At 63.2% G+C, this 13,596-nt stretch carries 15 protein-coding genes; 7 read left to right on the forward strand and 8 right to left on the reverse strand.

What is annotated here, in order from left to right; all coding sequences use genetic code 11:
- Nucleotides 1-42: 42 nt before the first annotated feature.
- The 5 genes from V3W39_RS07780 to V3W39_RS07800 form a co-directional block, all read right to left on the reverse strand.
- Complete coding sequence (locus V3W39_RS07780; RefSeq protein ID WP_330212450.1) at nucleotides 43-2,109, reverse strand: TonB-dependent copper receptor; 2,067 nt, start codon at nucleotides 2,107-2,109, stop codon at nucleotides 43-45.
- Between the two features lie 94 nt (nucleotides 2,110-2,203).
- Nucleotides 2,204-2,563, reverse strand: coding sequence for a DUF2946 domain-containing protein (locus V3W39_RS07785; protein ID WP_330212451.1), 360 nt, complete (start codon nucleotides 2,561-2,563; stop codon nucleotides 2,204-2,206).
- A 64-nt stretch (nucleotides 2,564-2,627) separates the two neighbouring features.
- Nucleotides 2,628-3,110 carry a copper chaperone PCu(A)C gene (locus V3W39_RS07790; protein WP_076017993.1) on the reverse strand — a complete coding sequence of 161 codons (483 nt, stop codon included), beginning with the start codon at nucleotides 3,108-3,110 and terminating at the stop codon, nucleotides 2,628-2,630.
- Between the two features lie 46 nt (nucleotides 3,111-3,156).
- On the reverse strand, nucleotides 3,157-3,552 hold the full coding sequence (locus tag V3W39_RS07795; RefSeq protein WP_259195330.1) for a DUF2946 domain-containing protein: 396 nt from the start codon (nucleotides 3,550-3,552) through the stop codon (nucleotides 3,157-3,159).
- Nucleotides 3,553-3,687: 135 nt separating this feature from the next.
- Complete coding sequence (locus V3W39_RS07800) at nucleotides 3,688-4,098, reverse strand: helix-turn-helix domain-containing transcriptional regulator (protein ID WP_177076211.1); 411 nt, start codon at nucleotides 4,096-4,098, stop codon at nucleotides 3,688-3,690.
- A 395-nt stretch (nucleotides 4,099-4,493) separates the two neighbouring features.
- On the opposite strand from V3W39_RS07800, the gene V3W39_RS07805 reads away from it, so the two are divergent.
- Together V3W39_RS07805 and V3W39_RS07810 are read left to right on the forward strand one after the other, a co-directional pair.
- Entirely contained in the window at nucleotides 4,494-4,745 is a 252-nt protein-coding gene (locus V3W39_RS07805; RefSeq protein WP_330212452.1) for a DUF6124 family protein, read from the forward strand.
- Between the two features lie 448 nt (nucleotides 4,746-5,193).
- Nucleotides 5,194-5,445, forward strand: a complete 252-nt coding sequence (locus tag V3W39_RS07810) for a DUF6124 family protein (protein ID WP_177041387.1) — start codon at nucleotides 5,194-5,196, stop codon at nucleotides 5,443-5,445.
- A gap of 121 nt (nucleotides 5,446-5,566) precedes the next feature.
- On the opposite strand, the gene V3W39_RS07815 is transcribed toward V3W39_RS07810, so the two are convergent.
- A complete protein-coding gene (locus tag V3W39_RS07815; RefSeq protein ID WP_330212453.1) occupies nucleotides 5,567-6,286 on the reverse strand; it encodes a cobalt-precorrin-6A reductase in 720 nt (239 codons plus the stop codon).
- Nucleotides 6,283-7,488 (reverse strand): precorrin-6y C5,15-methyltransferase (decarboxylating) subunit CbiE, encoded by a 1,206-nt coding sequence (gene cbiE / locus V3W39_RS07820; protein ID WP_330212454.1) that lies wholly within the window; start codon nucleotides 7,486-7,488, stop codon nucleotides 6,283-6,285. Before cbiE ends, V3W39_RS07815 begins: the two co-directional genes overlap by 4 nt.
- A gap of 95 nt (nucleotides 7,489-7,583) precedes the next feature.
- Here cbiE and cobG point away from each other — a divergent pair, with 95 nt between their 5' ends.
- The 5 genes from cobG (at nucleotide 7,584) to V3W39_RS07845 (ending at nucleotide 12,965) form a co-directional block, all read left to right on the forward strand.
- Nucleotides 7,584-8,885, forward strand: coding sequence for a precorrin-3B synthase (gene cobG, locus V3W39_RS07825; protein WP_330212455.1), 1,302 nt, complete (start codon nucleotides 7,584-7,586; stop codon nucleotides 8,883-8,885).
- Entirely contained in the window at nucleotides 8,878-9,504 is a 627-nt protein-coding gene (locus tag V3W39_RS07830; RefSeq protein WP_010174005.1) for a precorrin-8X methylmutase, read from the forward strand. Before cobG ends, V3W39_RS07830 begins: the two co-directional genes overlap by 8 nt.
- Nucleotides 9,504-10,235 (forward strand): precorrin-2 C(20)-methyltransferase, encoded by a 732-nt coding sequence (locus tag V3W39_RS07835; RefSeq protein WP_177076217.1) that lies wholly within the window; start codon nucleotides 9,504-9,506, stop codon nucleotides 10,233-10,235. Before V3W39_RS07830 ends, V3W39_RS07835 begins: the two co-directional genes overlap by 1 nt.
- Nucleotides 10,235-11,875, forward strand: a complete 1,641-nt coding sequence (gene cobJ / locus V3W39_RS07840; RefSeq protein WP_330212456.1) for a precorrin-3B C(17)-methyltransferase — start codon at nucleotides 10,235-10,237, stop codon at nucleotides 11,873-11,875. Before V3W39_RS07835 ends, cobJ begins: the two co-directional genes overlap by 1 nt.
- Nucleotides 11,876-12,176: 301 nt before the next feature.
- Nucleotides 12,177-12,965 carry a hypothetical protein gene (locus V3W39_RS07845; RefSeq protein ID WP_330212457.1) on the forward strand — a complete coding sequence of 263 codons (789 nt, stop codon included), beginning with the start codon at nucleotides 12,177-12,179 and terminating at the stop codon, nucleotides 12,963-12,965.
- A gap of 3 nt (nucleotides 12,966-12,968) precedes the next feature.
- Here V3W39_RS07845 and V3W39_RS07850 read toward each other — a convergent pair whose 3' ends face one another.
- Nucleotides 12,969-13,565 (reverse strand): MarC family protein, encoded by a 597-nt coding sequence (locus tag V3W39_RS07850; protein ID WP_003217330.1) that lies wholly within the window; start codon nucleotides 13,563-13,565, stop codon nucleotides 12,969-12,971.
- Nucleotides 13,566-13,596 lie beyond the last annotated feature (31 nt).

Below are 13,596 nucleotides of genomic sequence, written 5' to 3' on the forward strand. Positions count from 1 at the left end.
GAATGCAGTTCAACTGTGGGAGCGGGCTTGCCTGCGATGCTCTTAGAAGCTCATGTCCACCTTGGTCCAGAGCGTGCGCCCCGGTTCCTTGATGGCTTGGGGGTCATTGGCCGGGTAGCCGAACCCGGCGTTGCCGGCCAGGTTCAGGTGCTCGGCGTACGCCTTGCCGAACAGGTTGTCGACGCCGGTGCTGACCTTGAAGTTTTTGTTGATGCGATACGCCGCGTTCAGCGAGAACACGCCAAACCCCGAGCTCTTGTCGAAGTCCTTGCCGACTACGTTGCCCTTGTTCTGGTCGATGCGGTTTTGCGCCGCGACCACTCGCCACAAGGCGCCGGCGCTCCAGTCGTCCTGGCTGTAGGTGAGCCCGAAACGCGCATCCAGCGGCGGAATCTGTGGCAGTGGCTTGCCGTCGCTGCTGTTCTTGCCCCAGGCGTAGGCGAAGGTGGCATCGGCCTTCCAGTTGGCTGTCAGCTTGTACGCCGCGCCCAGTTCACCGCCCATGATTCGTGCGTCGACGTTGCGCGCCTGTGAGGTGGTGCCCATCATTCCCGGTTGGTAGTCGAACAGGATGAAGTCCCGCACCTGGCCGACGTAGCCCGAGGCCCAGGCGTCGAGGTCGGCGGATTTGTATTGCAGGCCGAAATCCAGCTGGGTGGTTTTTTCGGGCTTCACGCCGTCGAAGGCATTCACAGACCCCACCGCGCCGGTGTTCGGCGAAAACAGCTCCCAGTAGTCCGGGAAACGCTCTGAGTGGCCGAGGCCCGCGTACACGGTGGTCGGGCTGTCGGCCAGGTCGTGCTCATAGCGCACGAAGCCCGACGGCAGCGTGTCGGCGCGGGTCTTATCGGCGGTAGGGTTGGGGCTGCTCATCATCCCTGAGTCGATGGTTTGCCGGAAATCCTTGGCCGAAGCACGGTCCACACGGGCGCCGGTGATCAGGCGGTCGCGGTCGGCGGCGTACCAGGTCAGCTCGCCGAACACGCCGTAGTTGTGGAAGTTGGCGTCCTTGCTGCGGGGCAGGTCCTTGTAGGTGTCGACGCCCATGGCGCTGCGTTCGCGGTGCTCGTTGGTTTGCGCATCGATGCCGCCGATCAACTGCACATCGGCCCAGCGCCAGGTGGCCTTGATGCGTGCGCCGAGGGTGCGGCGGTCGACGTTGGCCGCCATGGGGCCGGCCATCATCCCGGTGCCCGACGGGACGCGCAGGGTGTAGTTGTCCATCACGTGGTCGGCGTAGTTGTAGTAGACCTGCGCCTCGACCTTGTCCAGCACCTCGCCGATGTTCGACTTCTCGAAGCGCAGCCCGAGGCTTTCCCGCAGAAACTGCGAGCCGTCCATGCCGCGCCCGGCGTAACGCGCCTCGCCGTCGCCACGGCCGGCGGTGAGTTCCAGCAGAGTGTCGGCGTCCGGGGTCCAGCCCACGGCCACGTCGCCATTCAACTTGTCGTAGCGCGAGGCGACGGTGTCGTTGTTGCCGTCCTTGTAGTCATCGGCGTGGGCCTGGTTGCCGATCACTCGCACATAACCCAATGGCCCGCCGGCTGCCGCGTCGACGACTTTATCGAAGCGCCCGTTAGAGCCTGCCAGGATGCTGGCGTTGACCCGTGTACCCAACGTGCCGAACTGCTCGGGCTCGCGCTCGAACAGAATCGTGCCGGCGGAAGCGCCCGGGCCCCAGAGTACGGTTTGTGGGCCCTTGATCACGGTCAGCTTGTCGTAGGTTTCCGGCGAGATGTAGGAGGTGGGCGCGTCCATCCGGCCGGGGCAGGCACCGAGCATCATGCTGCCGTTGGTGAGGATATTCAGGCGCGAGCCGAACATGCCGCGCAGTACCGGGTCGCCATTGGTGCCGCCGTTGCGCACCAGGGCAAAGCCGGGGATGGTCTTGAGGTAGTCGCCGCCATCGCTGGCGGGCACCGGTTGGCGCGGGTCTTTCGGGTTGGTGACGATCGTCAGCGGCGAGCTGGGGGCGATCGCGGTGATCACCGTCGGGCTCAGTTCAGTGTCAGCCTGATCGGCGTGGGCCTGTGGAACCAGCAACGCGCCGCACAGAACGGCGAAGACGGGAGTGCATCCCAAACGGGTGTCAGCAGAAAACCTGGACATGAAAAATTCCATCAATCAGTCGTAAACAACACGGCCAGCAGCCTGCGGCTGTCTTTTTGAAAGTCGGCCGGTGTGAAGTAACGGTGTGAAGTGCTTACGCGATGATGGGTGGCGCGCGGCTGCGGGCGCCGGGGAACACGGTTTGCCGGGCATGGCCCAGGCGTGGGGCGGGGGTGAGGCCGTTGGCGGGCGGCGGGCTGCCGAGGGTGACAAACGACACGCTGCCAGGCAGCGCCGGGCAACTGAAAAGCAGGCTGCAATAGCCGCACTTTTCCCACAGCACGTGGTGTTCGTCGGGGGCCTTTTGAGGTTTTGCGTCGCCATGGCAGCTCGGCATGTCCATGGACATTGCCATCGACATACCGGCGTGATGATCCATCGGCATCGCTTGGGAAATCAGCGGACCGATAAAGATCATCAGCATGGCGAACAGGCTGATCCAGCTGCCGCGCATAAGGCTCATCGGCTTACGGCGGTGTGCGGGCAACCTGGCGCGTGGGGCGCCCATCAAGGTTTATCTACTGGGCGTGCATGTGCTCGTGGCCGGCCATGGGCGGTTGCTTCTGCACCGACACTTCCACCTTCACCGGCCCGGCTTTCTCGAAATTCAGGGTCAGCGGGAAATGCTGGCCGTCGCGCAATACGCTGCGGTCCTTCAGGTCCAGCAGCATCACGTGGTAGGCCATGGGGGCGAACGTCAGGTCACCTTTGGCCGGCACCGCGACGCTGGTCACCTGTTGCATCTTCATCAGGTCGCCCTGCATCACATGCTCATGCAGCTCGGCCTTGGCGGCCACGGGCGTGTCGACGCTGAGCAGGCGGTCCGCATGCTCGCCCTGGTTATGAATCACGAAATACGCCGCGACGGTCGGCGCGTTGGGCGGCAGTTCCTGAGACCAGGGTTCGCTGACCACCAGTTCGCCGACCTTGAAGTCTTCGGCATTGGCAGCAGCACACACCGGCAGCAACAACGCAGCCAGAAGCAGGGAAGATTTGAGCATGGCAGTTCTCCAGAACGGTTCTAAACGCAGTTCACTTGCGAAGAAATCAGACCGTTGGAGAGGCGCGGGGGTTAAGGCTCGGCCATTGCTGGCGCGGGGCAGGGGATTGCAATGACGGCGGCGGCAGGTCCTGCACTGCGTCGAATCGTGCGAAATACAGTGTTGGCGAATGCCCCGGCAGCGCCACCAACGGCGCCGAGCCCGAGCAGCACCAGCAATGCTGCATGGTGGAGTGATCGTCCTGCTGCGGCGCCGGAATCTCCAGCTTGCCCAGGGCAATGGCCGTCAGCTTGTTGGCATTGGAGGAGCAGAAACTGCCCCATAGCAATTGCTTGACCGGGTCATCCGCCTGCTGCATCGCACCCGCCAGCGGCATAGCAAACGCATTGAACAGCACTGCAAGGCAGGCTATCCAGGCAATTGCAAAGCGTTGACGGGCCATGGCGGACAATCCGTAGGGTTAAGCGATCAGGTGGGTATTTAGCCTGATCGGGGGGGATAAGTAAAAAGGGACGGTGTGGTTTGGTGTCGCAGTGCTGGGTTTGAGGATAGACGGGAACTGAGGGATTGTATTCGGCTATTGCCTGGTATTCAGCCTGCGGGTTGCTCGGGCAATGGTCTCTCGCGCTGTGCTGACCAATGAGCCATCGCCTGGGTCTTCTTCGATGCAGGCTTCCAGATAAGCGTCGATCTCTTCTTGTGTACGTAGATGGTTGGCAGCATCGAAACGCGTGAACTGTGTCTTCGTGTCAGGCAGGCATTGGGCTTTTTCCAGCCATTGGTTCAATCGTTCTGCGACTTCGGGCTCATCCGATTTAGGGGCTTCCGCTTCAAGGCCAATCGCGTGCGCAAGCTCGGGATTCGCGATTATGTGTTCGATAATCGTATGTTCAGCAGGTCGAGTTAAGCGTCGGGGATGGGATTTTTCAGTCATGCGATGAACCTCATGTTTAACGTCGGTGGACGAAATGTTGAAGATCATCGCCAAGGGAATACTTATTCCGGTAGTCAGCGGGTTCTGGTGTCTGTGTAGGCAGCTTCTCATTGGGCCCCCATGTAACCTGGATACGGGAATGCTCCACAGAAATTTCCGACAGCGATTGGCGGTTGTCCTTGGGAAACTCAATCTCTAGTCTCCGTACACCGCTGCAAACTCAGCGGGCGGGCGTCGCGGCCCGGATTCCTGTAGGCGCTAAGCGCCATCGTCTGCTTTCAGTTGGCGCTTTTTTATCGTCTACTGTGCGGCGCTATGGTGGCTGTGCGCGGGATACCTTCGGGTATGCCGGGTTGCCTAGGGACCGGTCCGCGAACCTGCGCACAGCTGCCACCCTCCATCGCGTCGCGGCGATCAGTGGCAGCTCCACTTCCCTTAGGAGCTTCACAATGATTAAACCTACCCCAAATCCCCCTTTTCGGCTGTTCACCGTAACCCACGGAATCAGCACCGAAGACCTGCTGGTCAACCTCATCGAAACACTTGCCTCGGCCAACGCGCTGAGTTGCGACTTGGCGTTTAGCTTGGAAGGATCGAAGCGAGAGGAATTGCTGGGCGTTGCTCAGTTGATCGAACTGGCGGAGTTGCTGGCTGATCGGGTGCACGATGCAGCCGAACAGACGGCTGCCGCGCTGAGCTGACAGCGCGACGCAGGTTAGTGTGGGAGCTGGCTTGCCTGCGATGGCATCGCTGCGGTGTATCTGAACGACCGCGTCGTCTGTATCGCAGGCAACCCAGCTCCCACAGTTTGGATGGTGTCCGATTCGAATGTGGAGGCCCTCCACAGAAATTTCCGACAGAGATTGGAGGTTGTCCTTGGGAAACTCAATCTCTAGTCTCCGTACACCGCTGCAAAATCAGCGGTCGGGCGTCGCGGCCCGGATTTCTTCAGACGCAAAAGCGTCATCGTGTCCTTTCAGTTGGCGCTTTTTTATCGTCTACTGTGCGGCGCTATGGTGGCTGTGCGCGGGATACCTTCGGGTATGCCGGTGTTCTGGAGAGCCGGTCCGCGAACCTGCGTACAGCTGCCACCCCCATCGCATCGCGGCGATCAGTGGTAGCTCCTTTGCACTTCTCCGGAGCTTCACAATGATTAAACCTACCCCAAATCCCCCTTTTCGGCTGTTCACCGTAACCGACGGAATCAGCACCGAAGACTTGCTGGTCAACCTCATCGAAACACTTGCCTCGGCCAACGCGCTGAGTTGCGACTTGGCGTTTAGCCTGGAAGGATCGAAGCGAGAGGAGTTGTTGGGCGTTGCTCAGTTGATCGAACTGGCGGAGTTGCTGGCTGATCGGGTGCACGATGCTGCCGAACAGGCGGCCGCCACGCGGAGCTGACAGCGCGACGCAGGTTAGTGTGGGAGCTGGCTTGCCCGCGATGGCATCGCTGCGGTGTATCTGAACGACCGCGTCGTCTGTATCGCAGGCAAGCCAGCTCCCACCTTTGTTTCGTGTTGCGTCATACAGACTGGAATGCTTCCAGTACCGAGTTGACTGTCGTGAACTCCATATCCACCCCCGCCAACACCGGCCGCCTCAACACCAACACCGGCACCCCACGCTCCCTTGCCACTTCCAGCTTCGGCTCCGTAGCCGTGCTGCCGCTGTTCTTGCTGATCAGCACATCAATCTGCCGCCGCTCAAACAACGCCCGCTCGTCCTCGATCAAAAACGGCCCTCGGGCGCCAATCACTTCGCAGCGTTCATTGCCGGGGTACACATCCAGTGCGCGCAACGTCCAGAACTGCTCGGAGGGAATTTCGTCGAGGTGCTGCAACGGTTCGCGGCCCAGCGTGAACAGCGGTCGCTTGAAGGGCTTGAGGGCTTCGATCAACTGCGCCCAGTCACTGACTTCGCGCCAGTCGTCACCCGCCTGTGGCTGCCATGCCGGGCGGCGCAGGGCCCAGCAGGCAACGTCGCACAAACCGGCGGCGCGGGCAGCATTGGCGCTGATCTGTGCGGCATACGGATGAGTCGCGTCCAGCACCAGCTCGATACCTTCATCGCGAATGAACTGCGCCAAGCCTTCAGCGCCGCCATAGCCGCCGACGCGCACCTGGCACCCAAGGTCGGTCGGAACGCGGCCAACGCCCGCCAGGCTGTAGATATGCTCGGGCCCCAGTGTGCGGGCAATGGCCAGGGCTTCCGTCACGCCGCCCAGCAGCAGGATGCGTTTCATAGCGGCTTGGTCACTTCCAGCAAGGTGATCGGCAGCGCCTGGCGCCAGGTATCAAAGCCCCCCAGCGGCTGGGCCTGGGCCACGTGAATGCGGGTCAGCTCGCCGCCGTGTTGTTCGCGCCAGGCCATCAGGGTCATTTCGCTTTGCAGGGTCACGGCGTTGGCCACCAGCCGGCCGCCGGGGCGCAGCTGTTGCCAGCAGGTGTCGAGCACGCCGTCACGGGTTACGCCACCGCCGATGAAGATCGCGTTGGGTGCTTCCAGCCCGTTCAGGGCGTGGGGCGCAGTGCCGCGAATCAGTTGCAGGCCGGGGACGCCCAGGGCATCACGGTTGTGTTCGATCAGCAGTTGCCGGCCTTCGTCGGCCTCAATGGCCAGCGCGCGGCAGCTGGGGTGGGCACGCATCCATTCGATCCCGATGGAGCCGCTGCCCGCGCCCACATCCCACAGCAGTTCGCCGGGCATTGGCGCGAGGCGGGCGAGGGTCATGGCGCGTACGTCACGCTTGGTCAGCTGGCCATCGTGCTTGAACGCCGAATCCGGCAACCCCGCCAGGCGTGACAGGCGCGGTGAGTTGGCGTCAGCCACGCAGTCGATGGCCACCAGATTCAATGCAGCAATCGGCTCGCCCTGCCAGTCCTGGGCGATACCGTCGACGCGCCGCTCATCCGGCCCACCCAGGTGTTCAAACACACTCAGGCGACTTGCGCCAAACCCACGCTCGGCCAACTGCGCCGCAATCGCCGCCGGGCTCTGGTCATCATTGCTCAGCACCAGCAAACGCACGCCGGTGGCCAGGTGCGCATTCAGCGCCGCCAGCGGCCGGGCAACCACCGACAGTGTCACCACGTCCTGCAACGGCCAGCCCAAACGCGCCGCCGCCAGCGACACGGAAGAAGGCGCCGGCAGAATCAGCAGCTCATCGGCGGGCAGCTGCCGCGCCAGGCTCGCGCCCACGCCATAGAACATCGGATCGCCGCTGGCCAGCACGCACACCGCCTCACCACGGCGCGCCAGCACCGGCTCCGTGGAAAACGGGCTGGGCCACAACTGGCGTTCGCCGCGAATGCACACGGGCAATAAGTCCAGCTGGCGTTGGCCGCCAACTATGCGAGAGGCGCGCAACAGAGCGTGCCGGGCGTTTCTGCCCAGGCCCTTGAAGCCGTCTTCACCGATGCCTACTACCGTCAGCCAGGGCGACATATGAATTCCTTGAACGACATCCGACGGGCAGGCTTTTCATGCCGCCGGACAAAGCAGGCATAATACCGCGCCTTTACCCGTGAACCGGTAGCCCTGTGAAACCAACACCATCGTCCAATACCTTGCGCCCCTCGGCCTGTCCGGGGTTGCTGCGTATTGTCCAGGCGTTGGATGGCGGGATTTGCCGGATCAAACTGGCCGGTGGTTCGATCCGCGCCGGGCAGGCGTTTGCCGTGGCCGACGCGGCCCAGGCCTATGCCGGCGGGGTGATCGAGGCGACCAACCGCGCCAACCTGCAAATCCGCGGAATCGGCGCCGAACAGGACGCATTGATCGCGGCCTTGCTGGCCGCCGACCTGGGCCCCAGAAGCGCCGCCGGGGACGATGTGCGCAACCTGATGCTCAGCCCCAGCGCCGGTATCGACCGCGACATGCTGTTCGACACCCGACCGTTGGCGGACGAGATCCTCGTCACCCTGGAAACCCACCCGCGCTTTCATGAATTGTCGGCGAAATTCGCCGTGCAACTGGACGGTGGTGAAGCCTTGGCGATGCTCGAGCATCACCACGACCTGTGGCTGTCGGCCTTTAACGCCAATGGCCAGACGCTGTTGGCGTTCGGCCTGGCAGGTTGCCCGGCGCAGGACGCGCCCTTGGCGGCCGTGCCTTTGGCGCAAGGGCATGCATTGGTGGTGGCGGTTCTGGAACGCTTCCTTGCACTGGCCCGGCCTGAACAAACCCGCATGCGGCACCTGCTGGCCGAAACATCTGTGGATAACTTCCTGGGGCAAATAAACCTGCCATTGCAGCCTGCCGACGGCTTCTCGCGCCGTGCAAACCCTGCGCCGCTGCACCTGGGAAGTTATCCACAGCACCAAAAAACCCGGGTCTACGTTGCCGGCGTCGCACCCTTGGGCCGCCTCGATTCGGCGATGCTCAGGGGCGCCGCGCAACTGGCCGTCGACCATGGCGACGCCACCCTGCGTGTCACGCCGTGGCAAGGCCTGCTGCTGCCCAATATCCGGGACGCGGCGGCTGTGACCGAACGCCTCGAACAGCTTGGCTTTCTGTGTTCTGTGGACCAACCCCTGGCGCGCCTGATCGCCTGCACCGGTTCCAGTGGCTGCGCCAAAGGCCTTTGCGACACCAAGGCCGACGCCCTGCACCTGGCCACGCTTGCCCCCGGCCACAACGTGCACCTGTCCGGCTGCACGCGTTCCTGCGCTGCCGCACACACCGCGCCGGTCACCTTGCTGGCGGTGAGCCCCGGCCACTACGACCTCTATTTTCGCGACGCAGGCCTGCCCGGTTTCGGCCGCCTGCACGCGCGCACTCTTTCCATTGAAGCGGCGGGCGCCGTGTTGCGCGCCCACCCACGGAGCAACACCGATGATTGATTACATCCGCGACGGTCAGGAGATCTATCGCAACTCCTTCGCGATCATTCGCGCAGAAGCCAAGCTTGATCGCATTCCTGCCGACCTGGAAAAACTCGCCGTGCGGGTGATTCATGCCTGCGGCATGGTCGACGCCATCGACGGCCTGCAATTTTCCGAGGGCGCGGGCAAGGCCGGGCGCGAAGCCCTGGCCGCCGGCGCGCCGATCCTGTGTGATGCGCGGATGGTCTCCGAAGGCGTAACCCGCACCCGCCTGCCGGCCAACAATCAGGTGATCTGTACCCTGCGCGATGACAGTGTGCCGGAGTTGGCCCGCGAGCTGGGCAACACCCGTTCCGCCGCCGCCCTGGAGCTGTGGCGCCCGCACCTGGAAGGCAGTGTGGTGGTGATCGGCAATGCCCCGACCGCCTTGTTCTACCTGCTGGAAATGCTCGACGCCGGTGCGCCAAAACCCGCGTTGATCCTCGGTTTCCCGGTGGGTTTTGTCGGCGCCGCCGAATCCAAGGCGATGCTGGCTGCAGACAGCCGTGGCGTACCGTTCGTGATCATGCAGGGCCGCCTGGGCGGCAGTGCAATGGCCGCCGCCGCGGTGAACGCCTTGGCCACGGAGGTCGAATAATGCCGGCACGCGGACGTTTGATTGGCCTGGGCGTAGGCCCCGGTGACCCGGAACTTATCACCCTCAAGGCCCTGCGCCTGTTGCGCGAATCGCCGGTGGTGGCGTACTTCGTGGCCAAGGGCAAGAAGGGCAACGCCTTCGGCATCATCGAAGACCATCTGGTGCCACAGCAGACCCTGATGCCGCTGGTGTACCCGGTGACCACCGAAGTGTTGCCGGCGCCGCTGTCCTACGAGCAAGTGATCAGCGACTTCTACGACACCGCCAGTGTCGACGTTGCCGCGCACCTGGATGCCGGGCGCGATGTGGCGGTGATCTGCGAAGGCGATCCGTTCTTCTACGGCTCCTATATGTATCTGCACGACCGCCTGGCCGAGCGCTACGAAGCCCAGGTGATCCCGGGCGTGTGCTCGATGCTCGGTGGCGCCTCGGTGCTGGGCGCGCCGTTGGTGTATCGCAACCAGAGCCTGTCGGTGCTCTCCGGCGTGTTGCCCCACGACGAACTCAAGCGTCGCCTGGCGGATGCCGATGCGGCGGTGATCATGAAGCTGGGGCGCAACTTCACCAAGGTGCGCCAGGTATTGGAAGAACTGGGCCTGGCGAGCCGGGCGTTGTACGTCGAGCGTGCGACCATGGCCAATCAGAAAATCGTCGCCCTGAACGAAGTCGATCCAACGTCCTCGCCATATTTCTCGCTGATCATCGTTCCTGGTGAAAGGTGGCAAGGCTGATGACGAGTCCCGCGATTGTCATCCTGGGGCAGGGCAGCCTCCCCACGGCCCGGGCTATCCAGCAGGTGTATCCCGACGCGCTGATCCACGGCCTGGCCGGGCGGGTCGAGGGCGCAGACCAGTCCTACACCGAGTTCGGCGCTACTCTGCGCCAGTTGTATCAACAGGGCACGTCGATCATTGCGTTGTGCGCCGCCGGAATTGTGATCCGCACCCTGGCGCCGCTGCTGCTGGAGAAAGGCGTGGAGCCTGCCGTGCTGGCAGTCGCCGAAGACGGCAGCGCGGTAGTGCCGCTGCTCGGTGGCCTCGGCGGTGTGAACGTAATGGCGCGTGAAATCGCTGCTGCGTTGGGCGTTGCCGCTGCGATCACCACCAGTGGCGAACTGCGTTTCGGCACCTGCCTGCTCAACCCTCCCAGCGGTTATCAGCTCGCAGATCTGGAGCTGGGCAAGCGCTTTGTGTCGGACTTGCTGGCGGGCGAATCGGTGCGCATCGAAGGTGCTGCGCCGTGGCTGGATCAGGCCAATTTGCCCCAGGATCAGCAGGCGCGACTGGCGATCCACGTGGGCAGCGCCGAGCGCACGCCTGCGGCGAATGAACTGCTGATTTATCCGAAGAACGTGTTGGTCACCTGCCAGCCAGGGCCGCAATTGGCCTCGCGCATTCGTGCGGCGTTGCAGGATGCAGGGCTCGCCGTGCAGTCACTGGCGTGCCTGCTGGCGGCTGAAACGGAGATGGCTGATTCGTCATTGCACGAAGCTTCAGTCGAGTTGGACGTACCGTTGCGCTTTGCCGATTTGGCGACCCAGGCCGACATCGCGATCACGGTCGCCGATGCCCCTCTGAACCTGTCCCTGATCGGTCGTCCCCGTGGACGCCTGGCGGTCATCGGCCTGGGCCCCGGCGCTGCCGAGCTGATGGTGCCGGCGGTAAAGGCCGAGCTGGCCCGCTGCACCGACGTGCTGGGCTACGAAACCTACGTGCGCATGGCCGGGCCATTCCGACCGGACCAGATCCAGCATTGCACCGACAACCGCGAAGAAATGCAGCGCGCCCGCCACGCCTTTGAGCTGGCGGCGCAGGGGCGTTCGGTGGTGGTGGTGTCCTCGGGTGACCCGGGCGTATTCGCCATGGCCGCTGCGGTGATCGAAGCCTTGCACGAATCCAGCGACCCGGCCTGGCATCAGGTCGACCTGGAGATCCTGCCGGGCGTATCGGCATCCCTGGCCACGGCGGCCCAGGCGGGGGCACCGCTGGGGCATGACTTCTGCGTGATGTCGCTGTCGGACAACCTCAAGCCCTGGGCTATCATCGAGAAGCGCCTGGACCTGGCGTCCCAGGCCGACCTGGCGCTGGCGTTCTACAACCCGATTTCCCGTGCGCGGCCGTGGCAGTTGGGGCGTGCCCTGGAGATCGTCGCGCAGCACCGCACGGCCGAGACGCCAGTGGTGTTGGGCCGTGATATCGGTCGTCCGGGGCAGACCCTGCGCGTCACCACACTGGGGCAACTGACCCCGGAGCAGGTGGACATGCGCACCATGGTGCTCATCGGCTCGTCCACCACCTGCGTATTCCCCCGCGCCGGTGGCGGTGAGTGGGTGTACACGCCACGTTGGTACGGCGAGAAACCGGCCTCCTGAAACACGGTGGCCCCGCAATGGGGCCACCTTGAAAAAGCCATCAGGTGATGGAAGAAAGGTCTGCTTGCCGAGCCGTTCTGTCGCCAGGTCGAGTCTTACCTTTCTCTACGGGCCGAAGAAAAACACCGCATCTTTTCACCGCACAGGTTCATCCCCCGTGTTTGCTCAGCGTCGCCGCGAGCGCTGATTTTTCCTGCGTGCAGCAGCGCGTCCTGTCGTCAATTTCCTGTAGCTCAAGATCTCCGGCAACTCGACTAGTGTTGGCGTTAAGCCCCATGTTGGGGGTTATGGAGAAATGGCTATGGAGCGAAATAACAGACGGATCAACAGCGCAAAAAGGAGGAGGCTGATTTCCGCTTACCGGCTTCCGGGGGCGTCCAGCCTGTCGTCCGGGTCGAGCCCGCCGATAAAGGCTGACGATGATGATTTGAATGCGGCGGTGGTGAACAACAGCGTCATGTCGTTTGTGGACGGCATGACCAGTCTCAACAAGGAGTACACCCGCAAGAGCTATTTGCTGGCGAGCAGCTACGTCAGCGATGTGTTGCGCATCGCCCGGGGAAGCGAGGCCTGGTACGACGAGTTCATCAAGGTGATGACCAGCCTGGGCTGGATCCCGGTGAGGAGCAGTTTTGAGCGGGTGTACACGACCCGCAAAGGGCTGTCGGTGCAGTTGGCGGCGCTGAACCTGGTAGCGGCCACGGTGGCTTCGACGTTCCTGTCGGGGCCGCTGATCAGTGCGCTGCCCAAGCTGGTGGGTGATGCAGTGGAGGCCTTGAAGCAGCTTCCGGCCTCGTTCGAGTTGTTCAAACGCAATACCACCACCCGCGACGGTGGTGATTTCGGCTTGGCGTCCTGTTCGGAAACGGCCGGAGAGGTCTCGATGGTGTTGGTGACTTACAGTTCCCACGGCGTCAGCAAGCAGTTGGGCATACCGTTTCTGGAGTGGGACAGTGCCTCCGTTGAAGCCTTCAGTGGCCGCACGTGCCTGGTGCTGAACAGCTCGGTGGTCAATGAAGCCACGATTCAACTGCTGCGGGACAGCGCAGGGGACAAGGTCCGCCTGGCTATCGCCAAATACAGGATTTGAGCGTTACGGCACCAGGTAGCCGCGTACACCGGTAAAGATGATTTGCGCGGCCAGGGCACACACAAACAGCCCCATCAACCGGCTGACAATCTGCAAGCCCTGGTCGCCGAGGATGCGTTCGATACGGTTGGACAGGTACAGCACCACGCCCACCGTGAGGCTGGCCAGGGCGATGCTGAGGATGGCGGTGATCTTGTCGTCCCAGTGCGGCTGGCTGACGCCCATCACCAGCAGCGCACCGATGGTGCCGGGGCCGACGGTCAGGGGAATGGTCAGCGGCACGATGGTCACGTCCTGCTGCACGTTGTCGGTCTGCACCGCCGACTTGCCTTGGGCCATGCCCAGGGCCGAGATAAACAGCACACTGCCGGCGCCGATGCGGAAGGCGTCGACGGTGATGCCGAACACACTGAAAATCACCCGGCCGAACAGGTAGAGCAACACGCTCGATACCAGGGTGGCGAGGGCGACTTTCCAGGCCAGGCGCCGCCGCTCTTTGCTGGAGTAGCCGCGGGTCAGGCTGATAAAGCAGGAGAGCACGAAGAAGGGGCTGTAGAGCACCAGCATCTTCAGGTAAACGCTGAATAGCACATGGAGCATGGGCGCGGCTCGCGGCGGGGACGTGTGGGGA

It is taken from the genome of Pseudomonas sp. Z18(2022) (assembly GCF_036346535.1).
Taxonomy (GTDB): Bacteria; Pseudomonadota; Gammaproteobacteria; order Pseudomonadales; family Pseudomonadaceae; genus Aquipseudomonas; species Aquipseudomonas yamanorum_A.

Bases quoted from the DNA above. Each gene is read 5' to 3' on its own strand.
- cobJ (WP_330212456.1), top strand. From the start codon at position 10,235: ATGACGAGTCCCGCGATTGTCATCCTGGGGCAGGGCAGCCTCCCCACG.
- V3W39_RS07815 (WP_330212453.1), bottom strand. From the start codon at position 6,286: ATGAAACGCATCCTGCTGCTGGGCGGCGTGACGGAAGCCCTGGCCATT.
- V3W39_RS07785 (WP_330212451.1), bottom strand. From the start codon at position 2,563: ATGCGCGGCAGCTGGATCAGCCTGTTCGCCATGCTGATGATCTTTATC.
- V3W39_RS07835 (WP_177076217.1), top strand. From the start codon at position 9,504: ATGCCGGCACGCGGACGTTTGATTGGCCTGGGCGTAGGCCCCGGTGAC.
- V3W39_RS07805 (WP_330212452.1), top strand. From the start codon at position 4,494: ATGATTAAACCTACCCCAAATCCCCCTTTTCGGCTGTTCACCGTAACC.
- V3W39_RS07845 (WP_330212457.1), top strand. From the start codon at position 12,177: ATGGAGCGAAATAACAGACGGATCAACAGCGCAAAAAGGAGGAGGCTG.
- V3W39_RS07810 (WP_177041387.1), top strand. From the start codon at position 5,194: ATGATTAAACCTACCCCAAATCCCCCTTTTCGGCTGTTCACCGTAACC.
- V3W39_RS07830 (WP_010174005.1), top strand. From the start codon at position 8,878: ATGATTGATTACATCCGCGACGGTCAGGAGATCTATCGCAACTCCTTC.
- cbiE (WP_330212454.1), bottom strand. From the start codon at position 7,488: ATGTCGCCCTGGCTGACGGTAGTAGGCATCGGTGAAGACGGCTTCAAG.
- V3W39_RS07780 (WP_330212450.1), bottom strand. From the start codon at position 2,109: ATGTCCAGGTTTTCTGCTGACACCCGTTTGGGATGCACTCCCGTCTTC.
- V3W39_RS07790 (WP_076017993.1), bottom strand. From the start codon at position 3,110: ATGCTCAAATCTTCCCTGCTTCTGGCTGCGTTGTTGCTGCCGGTGTGT.
- V3W39_RS07795 (WP_259195330.1), bottom strand. From the start codon at position 3,552: ATGGCCCGTCAACGCTTTGCAATTGCCTGGATAGCCTGCCTTGCAGTG.
- V3W39_RS07850 (WP_003217330.1), bottom strand. From the start codon at position 13,565: ATGCTCCATGTGCTATTCAGCGTTTACCTGAAGATGCTGGTGCTCTAC.